Raw genomic sequence first — 14409 nt, 5'->3', positions numbered from 1 at the left:
CGTGGTCTGCTTTTTCTTGGTTCCTGATTCTTGGCTCTTTACTTATGTTCACTAATTCTTAAAATATCTCCGAAAACGCCTCTTGCAGTGACGCTTGCGCCAGCTCCGGCTCCCATAATGACGATGGGATTTTCTCCATAACTTTCGGTATAAATTTCAAAAATAGAATCGGATCCTTTCAATTGTCCAAGCGCTGAATTTGCCGGAACAGAAATTAGTTTTACATCCAATTCGCCTTTGTCTTGCTGCAAATCTCCATGTAAATCTCCGACGTAACGCAGAACGTGATTTGGCTTTTGGTTCTCTTTTATTTTTTGATATTCTTCGTCCAACTCCGGAATTCTTGAGATAAATTCATCCTTTGAAATTTCCAAAAGATTCTGAGGAATTAAATTCTGAACGTTGATGTCCGAAAATTCATTAATTAAATCCAATTCTCTGGCTAAAATCAAAAGTTTGCGCGCAACATCATTTCCGGATAAATCTTCACGAGGGTCAGGTTCAGTAAATCCTTTCTCCATCGCTTCTCCAATAATCGTCGAGAATTTATCGTCTCTTACCGAAAAATTATTGAAAATATAGCTCAAAGAACCGCTAAAAACACCTTTAATTCTAGTGATATTTTCGCCTGAAAGATGCAGGAGTTTGATGGTATCGATTAAAGGTAAACCTGCACCAACATTGGTTTCGTAGAAATATTTTTTCTTGTTCTTATTCAAAACTCCACGGAAATTACGGTATTCCGCAATGGGCAAAGTATTGAAAACTTTGTTAGAAGAAACCACATCAAAACCACCATCTACGAAGGTTTCGTAATTTTTTACAAAATCTTTGCTTGCGGTGTTATCAACCATAATAAGGTTTTCGAGGCTGTGTTCGTGTACGAAATCAATTAAATTCTCAACACTGGTTTCGGTTTGGGAATAATTGATTTTCTGTCTCCAATCGCTTCCAAAACCGGCCTGGTTCAAAGCCATTTTTCTGGAATTTGAAATAGCGACAATCTTCAAGTCAATTCTTTTTCTATTCAAAATATCATAAGCGGAATCCAAAATTTGTTCGATTAAAGTGGAACCCACATTTCCGTGACCAATTAAAGCCAAATGAACAGGCTTAGGTTTGCCATAAATTTCGGTTTCGATAATGTTTTTGCAGATTTCGGTTTGATTTCTAGTGACTACCAAATTCACTCTTCCTGCAGAAGCTACCTGATTCAGCAACAATGGAAATATCTTGTTGCGCTGAAGTTCCGAAAGAATTTTGTTATAATTTTCAGATACAAATCCCACAACCGACAAATCCATAATGCTGTAAATCGCACTTACAATTCCTTTTGATTTCTCTTTTGTAAATTCAGTATTCAATAATTCTACTGCATGTTCTGCATCTTTTTCATCCACCAATACGGAAATTCCGTTTTCGATGGCCTGTTGTGAAATAACGCCCACACTAATTCCTCCGTTATTCAGCGCTCTGAAAATCCGCGAATCTATCCCAATTTGACCTAAAAAATCCTGTCCCTCAAAGTGCACCAATGCTTTATCTCTGTAAATATTGATGGCATTTTTCTCCAAAACCATTGTTATAAAATTTGTTTTAATATTGTGTTAAGCTGTTCATATTCCATCAGAAAGGCATCATGTCCGTGGATTGATTTTATTTCGTGGTAATGAACGTTTTGATTGTTCTTTTTTAAATTTTTGTAGCAGTTTTCAATTTCGAAAGCCGGAAAAAATAAATCGCTGTCAACGGCTATTAAATGAATTTGCGCGTTGATTTTCTTGATTGCATTTTTATCTGCGTCAATTGATTTCAACAGCTGATTCATGAGTTTATACGCTTTTAAACTAAATCTTTCGTTTAAAGCTTTTCCGTGATAATTAAGCCAATCGTGAGATTTTAGAATTTTGGAATCTGTTTTTTCAAGATTAAATCTTTCGTTGATGCTTTGTGGTGTTCGATAACATAACATCGCATGAATTCTAGCTTTTTGTAGCGGTTCCGATTCAGCATTCAGCAAAAAATCCTGAACCAAACACTGCGAATGCAGCCAATCTGAAGTTTTGAAATCTGAAGCCACCGGAACAAATTTTTCAGCCAAATTGTTTTCCAAAGCCAACATTTCCCAACCAATTGCTCCTCCAACGGAACCTCCGACAATCGCATAGAGTTTAGAAATATTCAGTTCTTTCAAACCCGAAAGAAAAATTCGGGCAATATCTTTGGTGGTGAAATCTTCGAAATTTTCAATAAAAAATCCGTCAAATCCATTTCCGGGAATGTTGAAAGAAAGAAGAGTATATTTTTCTGTATTAATCGTTTTTCCGTCGCCAACAACATCGTTCCACCATCCTTTTTCGCCGCAAACATGGGAATTTCCCGTCAAGGCATGATTAACCAAAACAATGGGTGCCGTTTTCAATTCGCAGCCAAAAGTTTCATAACTCAAGGGAATATTAAAGATTTTCCCTGAGGTTGTTTCGAAGTCGTTGATAATGATATGTTGTAGCGGATTTTTCAATTCTTAAAATTTAAAAAATTGAAAATGCTACCTGAAAAGGAGAATTGGGATTGTCGTTATCTTCCTCAAAAAATCTGAGTAGAATGTAGCACCTTCTCGCCGTATTGCAAGGGTTGCCAAGGTTTCAAAGGGTCTATTCCCTCCACCTTTCTGGATAACATTTTCAATATGTAAATGAACAAATCTGTTGCAAAAGTATCAATTATTTTTAGAAATCCAAAACATCACTAAAAATGATTTCGTAAATAAATATTTATTTTTGTAGCTAAATGAAGATTTTATGAATGCAGAAAAGGACAGATTGCAGAACCCCGACTGGAAAAAATGGGGACCTTACGTAAGCAACAGAGCATGGGGAACCGTTCGCGAAGATTACAGCTCGAACGGAAACGCATGGGAATATACCAATTACAATGACGCCATAAGCAGAGCTTATCGTTGGAACGAAGACGGAATTGCCGGAATTTGCGACCCTAAACAGAGACTTTGTTTCTCTTTGGCTTTCTGGAACAGGAAAGATAAAATGATTAAAGAGCGTTTCTTTGGCTTGAGCAATTACCAGGGAAACCACGGCGAAGACTTGAAGGAGCTCTATTACAATTTGGATAATACTCCGACGCACTCCTACATGAAGCTGCTTTATAAATATCCAATTGAAGCGTTTCCTTACGATGAACTGATTATCAAAAACGGCGCTGCATCAAAGCACGACCCGGAATTTGAGCTTGTTGATACCGGAATTTTTGAGGACGATAATTACTTCGATATTTTTATTGAATATGTAAAAATAAATTTCGATGACATTTTTATACGAGTTTCAGCAACAAACAGAAGCAAAAAGAAAGCGCCTCTTGTAATTTTACCGACTTTATGGTACAGAAACAACTGGAGTTGGGGTTATGGAACTTATAAACCGGAACTGAAATCAACACAAAAAAGTGTTATCGATATCAATCACGAAACTTTGAGGATGAAAAAGTTTTATGCGAGAAATCCTGAAAGTGAAGTACTTTTTTGCGAAAACGAAACCAATACACTGAAAATTTTTGGCGTTCCTTCGGAAAATAAATTTTTCAAAGACGGAATTAATGATTTTCTTGTTCATGACGATAAAAAATCTGTAAATCCTGATAAAAAAGGTACGAAAGCATGTTTCCTTATAGATGCAGAAATTGAAGCCGGAGAAACAAAAGTTTTCGATTTCCGCTTGAGTCCACACTCCATGGATGATGCTTTTTTTAAGGTGGATGAAGTTTTTGAACAGAGAAAACAGGAAGCTGACGAATTTTACGCAGAATTGCAGTGCGAAATTACGAATGAGGAGGAAAAATCTGTGCAAAGACAGGCTTTTGCAGGACTTCTCTGGAACAAACAGTTCTACCATTACACCGTTTCAAAATGGTTGAAAGGCGACCCGAAATTTCCTGTTCAACGCGATTTCAAAACTTATGTGAGAAATGCAGAATGGGAACACATGCAGAATAAGGACATCATTTCGATGCCCGATAAATGGGAATATCCGTGGTTTGCAACCTGGGATTTGGCGTTCCATTGCGTTCCTTACGCTTTAATTGATTCTGCTTTTGCGAAACATCAGCTGAAAATTTTAACTAAGGAATGGTATCTACATCCGAACGGACAACTTCCGGCGTATGAATGGGATTTTAGTGACGTCAATCCGCCGGTTCACGCTTGGGCAACTTTCAGGGTTTTTAAAATTGATGAAAAAATTAACGGAAAACCCGACATTCCGTTCCTGGAAAGCGTTTTCCAAAAATTACTGCTGAATTTTACATGGTGGGTGAACCGAAAAGACAAAAACGGAAACAACGTTTTTGGCGGTGGTTTCCTTGGTTTAGATAACATCGGCGCGTTCGACAGAAATATGCAATTTAAAAACGGAGAACATCTGGAACAAGCCGACGGAACAAGTTGGATGGCGATGTTTGCACTGAATATGATGCGGATTTCAATGGAACTGGCGCTGCATAATCCTGTGTACGAAGATATGGCCATCAAATTTTTTGAACATTATCTCTACATCGCCGAAGCCATGGAAAATCTTGGTGAAGTTTCCGACGGATTATGGAATGAGGAAGACGGATTTTTCTATGATGTATTGCAACTTAATGACGGAAAATCAGTCTCCCTGAAATTGAGAAGTATTGTTGGTTTAACACCAATGTTCGCAGTAGAAGTTATTGAGCATGAAATGCTTGAAAAACTTCCGGGCTTCAAAACAAGGATGGAATGGATTCTGAAAAACCGTCCGGAACTCGCGAACGTCGTTTCGCATTGGGAAGTGGAAGGAAAAGGCCGAAAACATTTGATGAGTATCCTTCGCAGAACGCGTTTAACAAGAATTTTGGAGAGAATGGTGGACGAAAAAGAATTCCTTTCGGATTACGGAATTCGTTCCATGTCCAAATTTTATGAAGAAAATCCGTATGAATTTACAGTGGAAGGCATGAATCTGCGTGTAAAATACACTCCTGCAGAAAGCGACAGCAGCATGTTTGGTGGAAATTCTAACTGGAGAGGCCCGATTTGGTTCCCAATTAATTTCCTGATTGTTGAATCTTTGCAACGTTTCCATTATTATTACGATGAGAGTTTCCAAATAGAATTCCCGAAAGGCAGTGGAGAAATGCGCAACCTGAATTTCGTAGCTGATGATTTAAGCAAACGTCTCTGCTCTATTTTCTACGAGGATGAAAAAGGAAACCGTCCTTGCAACGGCGGAAACGAAATGATGGATACCAATCCAAATTTCAAAGAATACATCACCTTCTACGAATATTTCAACGGCGATACCGGAAAAGGAATCGGCGCATCACATCAAACGGGATGGACTGCGACGGTTGCTAAACTGATACAGCCGAGGATAGGGTGATTTGATAAGTAATGAGTAATAAGTAATGAGTAATTGCAAAAGCAGTTACTCATTTATTTTTTGTCCGTTGACAGATACTTCATAACTAACTTCAACATTTGGCTCCAACGTTTTGGAAACCGAACAGTATTTTTCAAAAGATAATTGCGCTGCTTTTTTGGCTTTATTAGAATCTATATTTCCTTCGAGGAAGAATTTGACGATGATTTTCTTGAAAGGTTTTGCTTCATCCACCTGAACACGTTCTCCTTCTACTTCAGCTGAAAAATTCGTGATTTCCTGACGCTGTTTTTTCAGAATAGAAACGACGTCAATTCCGCTACATCCGGCTACAGCCATTAAAACACTTTCCATTGGAGAAACACCTTTTGCACCTTCCTGAGAAGTATTATCAAGTAAAACTTTGTTTCCAGCGGCGTTGGAACATTCAAATAAATAATCGTCGTTAATTCGGTTTAGGGTAATTTTCATGATTTAAAAATACATCATTTTGCGTATTGTTCGAAAAATTGCGCGATCTTAATTTTACATAAAAATATTTAAAATGAATTTTTTCGAAATTCTTGTTATTGCCATTCTTGTTTTTAGCTTTTTCAGTTATCTCGCGAAAAAGAAAAGACAGTATTAAAGTATCCCTCTTGCTTTAATCTCAAGATATTTATTAATCACTTCTATATTGAGGTTTTCAGGAAGGGTGTAAACGGTGTAAATGCCGTATTTACGCAGTTCCTGTATGATTAATTTCTTTTCAAACTCAAATTTTTCGGCGATAATTTCATCATAAACTTCCTGCATATTTTCCGGATTTTTATGAATCAGCTCCTGCAATTCGGAATTTTTGAAGAAAACTACTACCAATAAATGGTTTTTCGCAATTCCGCGCAGGTATTTCATCTGTCGGTTTACTGCATCTAAAGTTTCAAAATTGGTGAATAAAAGAATCAGACTTCGTTGTCCGATATTCATCTTAACATCCTGATAAAGCCTATTGAAATCGCTTTCAAAAAAATTGGTGTTGATGTTATACAGCGCTTCCGAAATCTTTTTGAGCTGACCGGATTTGTTATCTGCAGGAACTTTATTTTCGGTTTTTTTAGCAAAAGTCATCATTCCGGCTCTGTCCGATTTTTTCAGGATAATGTGGCTTAAAGCCATGGTAGCATTAATGGAATAATCCAGTAAACTTAAGCCATTGAAAGGCATTTGCATCGTTCTGCCTTTGTCAATCAACATAAAAATTCTTTGCGATTTTTCATCCTGAAACTGATTCACCATCAGTTGATTTCTTTTCGAAGTCGCTTTCCAGTTAATCGTTCGAACATCATCTCCGGGAACATATTCTTTAATCTGTTCGAATTCCATCGTATGTCCCAATCTTCGGATTTTTTTAATTCCACCCAACAAAAATTCGTTCTGAAGCGCCATCAGTTCATATTTTCTGAGATGAATGAACGACGGATAACTCGGAAGCATCGCATCTTTTTGGAAAATAAATCTTTTGGAAACAAAACCAATCGGAGATTCCGCAAAAACATTTAAAGCTCCAAAAGTGTATTCTCCCCTTTCTTTTGGCTCCAAAGTATATTGGAAATAAACGTTTCGTTGGCTTTCTATTTCTTTTTCAATGAGAAAATCTCGCATTTGAAACTGAAACGGAATTTCATCGATGATTTTGGTTTTAATTTTAAAAGGATAAGAATTCTTGATGTCAATTTTAACAGCATTTTCATCTCCGTTAGAAAATTTTTCGGGCAAAATACGTTGAGCCAGAACTGCATTTTTCTGATTGAAAAGCAGCATATAATCGACGACGAAAGCAATGACTGTTAAAGCCAATAAACCATGTGCAAACCACATCAAAACCGGAAAGAAAAACGCAAGAATGTACAACACTCCTACAGCGAAGAGCGTGAAAAAAAAGCGGTTGTTGAGGTGTAAATATTTCATTGTTTTGATTGGTCAATGGTCAATAGTGAATTGTCAATTTAAAATTTTAGTGAAGATTCTATATTTAAATTCCGAATGACAAACTGCGAAAGATTCACATTTGACCATTCACAATTCAATCTTAATTATCTCGGAATTTCAATCGCTTCCAAAATTTGTCTGATAATTTCGTCGGCTGTTAAACCTTCCATTTCCCGTTCCGGAGAAACCATCACTCTGTGGCGAAGTACCGCGAAACTCGCTTCCTTAATATCTTCCGGCGTCACAAAATCTCTTCCGCGGATTGCCGCAAAAGCTTTCGAAGCCATCAACAACGCCAAACTTGCTCTTGGAGAAGCACCCAAATACAGAAACTGATTTTCTCTGGTGTTCACAATAATTTTGGCAATGTACTCTAACAATTGTGTTTCTACGATGATTTCTTTTACAATCTGCTGATAGTTTTTCAGCTGCGCTCCGGAAAGGACTTTCTGTACGGCATCGGTTTTATCTTCGAGTTTGTTTTCGTGCTGATTTTTGATGATTTCCACTTCCTGCGAAAGATTGGGATAACCCACATTTATTTTGAACAGAAAACGGTCGAGTTGTGCTTCCGGAAGACGGTAAGTTCCCTCATGTTCGATTGGATTTTGTGTTGCCACTACCAAAAACGGTTCTTCCATTATGAATTTATTTCCGTCCATCGTAATTTGCCGTTCTTCCATCACTTCAAACAATGCAGCCTGCGTTTTTGCGGGAGAACGGTTGATTTCGTCAATCAAAATAAAATTGGAAAAAATAGGTCCTTTTTTAAACTCAAATTCAGAATTTTTCATGCTGAAAACTGAGGTTCCCAAAATATCAGAAGGCATCAAATCCGGCGTAAACTGAATTCTGCTGAAGGCAACATCCACGGTTTTCGCCAACAATTTTGCAGTAATGGTTTTTGCAACTCCGGGAACACCTTCAATAAGAACGTGACCATTCGAAAGCAGCGCCGCCAAAAGATGCTCTATCATGGATTCCTGACCCACGATTACTTTCCCGATTTCGGATTTTACACGTTCCAAACTTGCTCTAAGTTCCGTGAGCTCAATCCTCGACTCGAATTGTGGTTGCGAGTTTTCCTGCGGTTGCTCTATTTCCTGATTTTGGTTTTCAAAATTATCCATGTTTCTATAATTTACTAATGTATCAATTTAGCAATGGTACGTATTGCTAGATTTTCACACTGTTGGATTGTTACATTAAGATTTCATCCAACAATTTATTCATTTTTATTAAATCTTCCTTCATCACACTTGCATAAGGGTCTTGTCCTTTTTTGATGAGCGTGATAGCCTCGTTTATTTTGTCTAAACTTTTTCCGGTTTTCAGTTGTAATTTGTGAGCAAATTTTTCGTCAAGCGTTTGGGTTTCAATCATTAAATCCATTCGAACCCTGTTCAGGAAATACTGTGCTTTTTTCGCCATCATGTCGTGGAAATCGCCTTCCTGCAGATATAAATTCCCGATACTTTTCACAAATTCTACTGATTTATTTTTTAAAGGTTCCACAATCGGAACGATACGCTGTTTTCTTTTCGAATTAAAAATTACGAACAATAATAAACCTCCCAAAAGCAGCCACCATGCATATTTCAGCGCTGGTTTTGAAAGAATAAAACGCATCACAGAACCCGATTCCACCATATTTTCTCCGGTAAACCAAACGGTTTCGCGGTTCGGAAGATAGGAAAACACGTCTTCTGCATATTTTTCATTTCCTTTTTTCAGCAAATAATAATTGGTGATGAAAAGTGGTTCTGAATGCAGATATAAATGCCCTTTCCCAAGATTGATTTTGATGAAATTGGCTTTTGTACCATCATTGGCATCAATTGTTTTCCCTAATATTTCGTGGTCTTTCTTTATGGAGACAAAACCTTTTCCAGACGGCAGTTTATCAAGTTTCAGAGAATCATTTTTAAACTTTTTATCAGTGAGCAATAGCAGATTTTCATCTCCATAATTGATGTAGGATTGATAAAACTTAAGCGTATCCTGAAGTTCGGGATGGAAAGACTCCGAAATCACCATCGCATCAGAACCTTCCGAAACCTGCTGCAAAATCTTCTTCCAGGATTCCAAATCTGTTTCGGTTTGGATTAAAAGATAGTTTTTAGGCTGCTGTTTTCCGGCCTTAAAATATTCGTAAGGTGAAAGTGAACTGCGTTTTATTTTTTTTTGTAAAAGCGCGTCTGCTTCTTTGTTAAAAACGAAGAGTCCGAACGCTGTTTTCTCGTTGACGTCATAATTTTTGCGCCAGTCTGTAACCTCTGTTTTGTTGAGTTCCAGCAATGCCAAAACCACCATCACGACGATGAAAATAATTCCATATAAGCGAAAAGTCTTATTCACAATCTATGGCTTAAAGTTTAAGAATTTCTGTTTGAAAATGCTGTAGCTGTTCTCATCAATATCGAATTCGCCGTACCAAACGTAATCGAAAATGTAGATTAAATCTTTGAAACGGTCTTTCAGACCTTCATGGTTCATTTCTGCAAAATAATCGCGGTTGGTTTTTTCGGGATTCCAGTCAATATACTTTTTATCGGAAAGCTGCTTCAACACATATAGAAAACGGTAACGAACTGCTGAACGAAAATCCTTTTTTCTTTCGAACTCGTCGATAGTTTGCGGAAAATTAATTTCATGAATATTTTCGTGAAGTTCCGTATCGGCAATGATGATTTTTTTGTTCTTTTTGCTGAAGAAGAAATTTCCGTCTTTGCCCAGCAAAAATTTTATTAGAAAATACAGTACAAAACCAATAATGATAATCGCTAAAACTCGCATAATGTTTTCGGCATAATTTGAAGTTTTGTTGGTGTCAACCTCACCGAAAATAGACTCCAGAATTTTTTTAATTCTTTTCTGAATTTTCTGCCACAAAGATTCCCTTGGCTTTATGGTAGTGTAATCGTATTCCGGACCTTTGTATTTTTCCTGAAATTTTTCATCAAATTTTTTGGGATAAACGATATTATCCGAAGTTGCATTATTCTTCAACATCGAATCCGTTCCAACTTCTGCGGTATCCAACTCTACTACAGCAGTAGCAACAGGAGGTGGCGGTGTTGCATATTCCTGCGCCATCGTTTTAAAAGAAATTAAAAAGATAAATGCTAAAAAAAATCTATGCATTGTTTTGTCCAATCGTGTCAATCTCCGTTAAATCCACTGCTCTGTGAAGGTCGGTTCTGCTGTCGTAATACTGCAATCCGGAAGTTACATAAATCACATTCATCATCATGAAAGAGCACAAAATCGCTACTCCATACAGTGCGAAAAATATAATTCCGAACGTGCCTTCAAATGGGTTTTGTTGAAGCTGCCCGTTATTTTGAGGAACGGTGTAAATGGTTGCAAACAGCATAATCATTGGGATTAATGTAAAAACAGAAGTTACCACCTGAACAATCATATACATCACAAATGTGGAACCCCAATATTTCCAGAACGGTGATTTTTCGTTTCCGTTAGGATAAGAAAACTGTGACCTTATTGCGTAACTAAGGGATTCAAAAAAGCCTTTTTTGGTGTGAAAATAATCGAACAGCAAGAAGTTAATGACGTTCATCATTGCAGGCATCACCAATATCATTAAAAAGAAACCGATGATTAAGAAAATAAGAATATAAGAAACCCCGAAAATAAGCAATGCGAGAGGCATCACAATGAACATCAATCCTAAAAATAATTTAAGAAATCTTCCAACATTGCTTTTAATATCGCCCAATATTTCGTCTGCTTTAATATTTTTATTTCCGGTTTCGCTCAATCTTTTCAGGTACAGAACCGGATAAGAGTACGAAACCATCGATACCGCAATAAACAAAAGGAAAATTACTGCTGCCACCAAAATCAGCATCAACCGGTTTTCCTGAAAGTAGGCTTCGAAATAATAACTTTCGCCACCTGTGTTGGAAGCAAACATTTGCCCGAAAATTTCGCGGTAACCAAATACAAAAATGACTACCAACAAAATCAGCAGCAATCCATTAATTAAGATATAATTTTTGAAATAATTTTTTCCGTTTTCTTTAAAAAAGGCGAAAGTATCACTCACCAAGGTTCCGAAGTCCCTCTTTTGATAAAACTGCATCATTTTTTCGTGTTTTTCTTGAAACAATATATGGATAAATAAAATAATAATAACCGATGAGAGAAAGCGTTCCGAAAATGATTAAAATGTTCAGAATTTCAGGCATTTTCAAAGCATATCTCGTCACAAAACCTTCAATAATTCCGGCGATAACCGTAAATGGAACGGTACTTAAAAATATTTTAAAGGCGTCTTTAAAGCCTATTTTAAATGAATTAAATCTGGAATATGTTTTTGGAAAAAGAATAGAAGCGCCTAAAATTAAGCCGGCCATTGCTTCTACCACCATCGAAAAAATTTCGAAAACCCCGTGAAGCCAAATTCCTCTTGCACTTTCCTTCAAAGCGCCATGTTGATGGAAAAAGTATTGAAACGAACCAAGCATAATACAGTTCTGCAGCAGCGCAAACAAAGTTCCAACTCCCCCAAAAATCCCATAAATAAAAAGAACTGCTCCAACTTTTAGGTTATTGAAAATAATGGAAATTGCACTTCCCCAATTCGAGCCTTGCTGATAAACGCCCACCGCATTTCCTTTCTGAATATTCTCGATGGTTTTATTCACATACTCGTCACCAAGAATGATCTTCACAAATTCTTTGTCATAATAAGCTGATATAAAGCCAATCAAAGTAAACAATATGAAAAAACCGAAAGCATAAAAAAGATATCTGCGGTATTGGTAAACCAAGAGTGGCACTTCAGTTTTAAAGAAAAATAGAAGCCTGTTCTGCTCTGCCCTTTTAGTTTTGTAAATTTTTTGAAAAATGAGTGAAGAAAGGTTATTCAGATAAACCGTTGTTTTACTTTTCGGATAATACGTTTGAGCAAAAGAAAGGTCGTTAACAAGATTAATGTACAGGGACGACAAATCATCCGGGTTTTTTTTCACTTTTCCGGAGATAACTTCCTCAATTCCCAACCATTTTTCTTTATTTTGTTTAATGAAGGCTACTTCTCTCATGCTAAGGCTAAAATAATAAAAATTATGTCGCTTATTGCAATAAATACTTCCCAAAATGTAAATATTAATTTCAACACAGCAAGTGTTGGAGAACGCATTGCGGCGTTTGTTATAGATATGCTGATTAAAGGGGCTTTTGTTTTGGTAATTTTCCTAATTCTTTTTAAAATTTTTGATTTTGGTTTGTACATCAACGGGCTAGACGATTGGTCTCAAATGGCGCTTTTTATCATCATTACATTCCCAATTTACATTTACACTTTAGTTTGTGAAAGTTTAATGGAAGGACAAACGTTCGGCAAGAAAATTATGAATATTAAAGTGGTGAAAATTGATGGTTTTCAGGCAAGTTTTGGCGATTATTTGATGCGCTGGTTTTTCAGGCTGATTGATGTTTTTTCGAATTCCGGAGCAATAGGTTTGTTAACGATGATTGTTTCAAAAAATAATCAGCGATTGGGAGATATGGCTTCTGGAACTGCCGTGATTTCTCTGAAAAACCATGTCAATATTTCGCACACCATTTTGGAAAATCTTAAAGAAGATTATTTACCTGCTTTTCCGCAGGTTATTGCACTTTCTGATAACGATGTAAGGATTATCAAAGAAAATTATCAAAAGGCCCTTAGAATTGATGACAGACAAGTGATTTCAAGACTTTCCAACAAGATTAAAGAAATTATTAAGGTGGAAGTTGACCCAACACAGTTTACAGAGCGACAATTCATTAATACCGTTATTAAAGACTATAATTTTTACACCGGAAAGGATTTCTAAAAATTTTACTATATTTAAGTTGAAATCTTAAAAAATAAAGTAATGAAATACGAAAACAACAAATCCGGAAATGGCGGCGTCATTACTCTGAACAATGATGAAGAAGAAATCGGGAGGCTTACTTACACCATTTTCCCCGAAAAAGACCAGTTCATTATTTCCTTTGTGTTGGTGCATCCAAAATTTGAAGGTCGTGGAATGGGAAAATTTTTGGTAGAAGAAGCCATTCGTTTCGCTCGAGAAAATAATTGGAAAGTATATCCGCATTGCTCCTACGCAAGGTCTGTGATGAACCGAATGGGCGATGTGCAGGATATATTACTTACCAACAGATAATAAAAAACTCAAAGAAATTCTTTGAGTTTTTTGTTTGTTTTAATTGATTTGAATTAAATGGTTTCCAATAATTCGTCTGTGATTTCCATGTTGTGGTAAACGTTCTGCACATCATCGTCTTCTTCAAATCTTTCCAGCATTTTCATATTTGCTTTGAACTGATCTTCAGTTACTTCCTTTGTATTGTTTGGAATTCTTTGAAGTTCTGCACTTTTAGCTTCGATACCTAGTTCATCCAACTTGTGAGAAAGCGCTCCAAAATCTTCAAAAGCGGTGGTTACCAATACTTCCTCATCATCGCTGTCGATTTCTTCAGCACCACCGTCAATCATTTCCATTTCGAAATCGTCCCAGTCCATTTTAATTAAGGCTCTGTCGATAGTGAAAATTCCTTTTCTGTCGAAGATGAAAGCCAGTTCACCATTCTTTCCAAGGTTACCGTCAAACTTATTAAAAACAGCTCTTACATTCGCTACAGTTCTTGTTGAATTATTGGTCGTGCACTCCACAAAAAAAGCAACTCCACCTTGTCCGTAACCTTCATATGTGATTTCTTCATAATTTTCTGCATCTGCACCACTTGCTTTCTTAATCGCTCTTTCAACATTGTCTTTCGGCATGTTGGCTCCCTTCGCATTCTGAATACATCTTCTTAATGCCGGGTTAGATTCCGGGTCCGGGCCTCCGGCTTTTACTGCAAGAGCAATATCTTTCCCGATTTTTGAAAATGTTTTGGCCATTTTATCCCAACGAGCCATCTTTGAAGCTTTCCTATATTCGAATGCGCGTCCCATATTGATTTCTAAATTTTATGTGTGCAAAAATAATGAAAAAACTACACAAAA

At 36.8% G+C, this 14409-nt stretch carries 13 protein-coding genes and 1 riboswitch; of the genes, 3 read left to right on the top strand and 10 right to left on the bottom strand.

Annotated features, from left to right (window positions below):
* Positions 1–38: 38 nt before the first annotated feature.
* On the bottom strand, positions 39–1580 hold the full coding sequence (locus Q0252_RS09345; RefSeq protein WP_297985585.1) for an ACT domain-containing protein: 1542 nt from the start codon (positions 1578–1580) through the stop codon (positions 39–41).
* A 2-nt stretch (positions 1581–1582) separates the two neighbouring features.
* Positions 1583–2521, bottom strand: coding sequence for an alpha/beta fold hydrolase (locus Q0252_RS09340; protein WP_297985583.1), 939 nt, complete (start codon positions 2519–2521; stop codon positions 1583–1585).
* 53 nt (positions 2522–2574) lie between these two features.
* A riboswitch (SAM riboswitch) is annotated at positions 2575–2682 on the bottom strand.
* A gap of 119 nt (positions 2683–2801) precedes the next feature.
* Here Q0252_RS09340 and Q0252_RS09335 point away from each other — a divergent pair.
* The gene (locus tag Q0252_RS09335; protein ID WP_297985581.1) at positions 2802–5414 is read left to right on the top strand and encodes a glucosidase; all 2613 of its coding nucleotides are present in this window, start codon (positions 2802–2804) and stop codon (positions 5412–5414) included.
* Positions 5415–5459: 45 nt separating this feature from the next.
* Here Q0252_RS09335 and Q0252_RS09330 read toward each other — a convergent pair whose 3' ends face one another.
* The 7 genes from Q0252_RS09330 to Q0252_RS09300 all read right to left on the bottom strand — a co-directional run bounded on the left by Q0252_RS09330 (position 5460) and on the right by Q0252_RS09300 (position 12451).
* A complete protein-coding gene (locus Q0252_RS09330; protein ID WP_297985579.1) occupies positions 5460–5885 on the bottom strand; it encodes an OsmC family protein in 426 nt (141 codons plus the stop codon).
* Between the two features lie 153 nt (positions 5886–6038).
* Positions 6039–7361 (bottom strand): DUF58 domain-containing protein, encoded by a 1323-nt coding sequence (locus Q0252_RS09325; protein ID WP_297985577.1) that lies wholly within the window; start codon positions 7359–7361, stop codon positions 6039–6041.
* Positions 7362–7486: 125 nt separating this feature from the next.
* Positions 7487–8512 (bottom strand): MoxR family ATPase, encoded by a 1026-nt coding sequence (locus Q0252_RS09320; RefSeq protein WP_297985575.1) that lies wholly within the window; start codon positions 8510–8512, stop codon positions 7487–7489.
* A gap of 70 nt (positions 8513–8582) precedes the next feature.
* Positions 8583–9740, bottom strand: coding sequence for a hypothetical protein (locus Q0252_RS09315; RefSeq protein ID WP_297985573.1), 1158 nt, complete (start codon positions 9738–9740; stop codon positions 8583–8585).
* Positions 9741–9743: 3 nt separating this feature from the next.
* Positions 9744–10478 (bottom strand): DUF4129 domain-containing protein, encoded by a 735-nt coding sequence (locus Q0252_RS09310; RefSeq protein WP_297985571.1) that lies wholly within the window; start codon positions 10476–10478, stop codon positions 9744–9746.
* 40 nt (positions 10479–10518) lie between these two features.
* Positions 10519–11490 carry a DUF4013 domain-containing protein gene (locus Q0252_RS09305; protein WP_297985570.1) on the bottom strand — a complete coding sequence of 324 codons (972 nt, stop codon included), beginning with the start codon at positions 11488–11490 and terminating at the stop codon, positions 10519–10521.
* On the bottom strand, positions 11444–12451 hold the full coding sequence (locus Q0252_RS09300; RefSeq protein WP_297985569.1) for a stage II sporulation protein M: 1008 nt from the start codon (positions 12449–12451) through the stop codon (positions 11444–11446). Before Q0252_RS09300 ends, Q0252_RS09305 begins: the two co-directional genes overlap by 47 nt.
* Before the next feature lie 24 nt (positions 12452–12475).
* Here Q0252_RS09300 and Q0252_RS09295 point away from each other — a divergent pair, with 24 nt between their 5' ends.
* Together Q0252_RS09295 and Q0252_RS09290 are read left to right on the top strand one after the other, a co-directional pair.
* Positions 12476–13228 carry an RDD family protein gene (locus tag Q0252_RS09295; RefSeq protein ID WP_297985567.1) on the top strand — a complete coding sequence of 251 codons (753 nt, stop codon included), beginning with the start codon at positions 12476–12478 and terminating at the stop codon, positions 13226–13228.
* A gap of 42 nt (positions 13229–13270) precedes the next feature.
* Positions 13271–13564, top strand: coding sequence for a GNAT family N-acetyltransferase (locus tag Q0252_RS09290; protein WP_297985565.1), 294 nt, complete (start codon positions 13271–13273; stop codon positions 13562–13564).
* Between the two features lie 53 nt (positions 13565–13617).
* Here Q0252_RS09290 and Q0252_RS09285 read toward each other — a convergent pair whose 3' ends face one another.
* Positions 13618–14358, bottom strand: coding sequence for a YebC/PmpR family DNA-binding transcriptional regulator (locus tag Q0252_RS09285; RefSeq protein ID WP_297985563.1), 741 nt, complete (start codon positions 14356–14358; stop codon positions 13618–13620).
* Between the last annotated feature and the right edge of the window lie 51 nt (positions 14359–14409).

It is taken from the genome of uncultured Chryseobacterium sp., assembly GCF_936933875.1.
In the GTDB taxonomy this organism is placed as follows: Bacteria; Bacteroidota; Bacteroidia; order Flavobacteriales; family Weeksellaceae; genus CAKZIK01.
The sequence above is the reverse complement of the archived record's forward strand: the minus strand, read 5'-3'. Positions and strand labels throughout refer to the sequence as shown.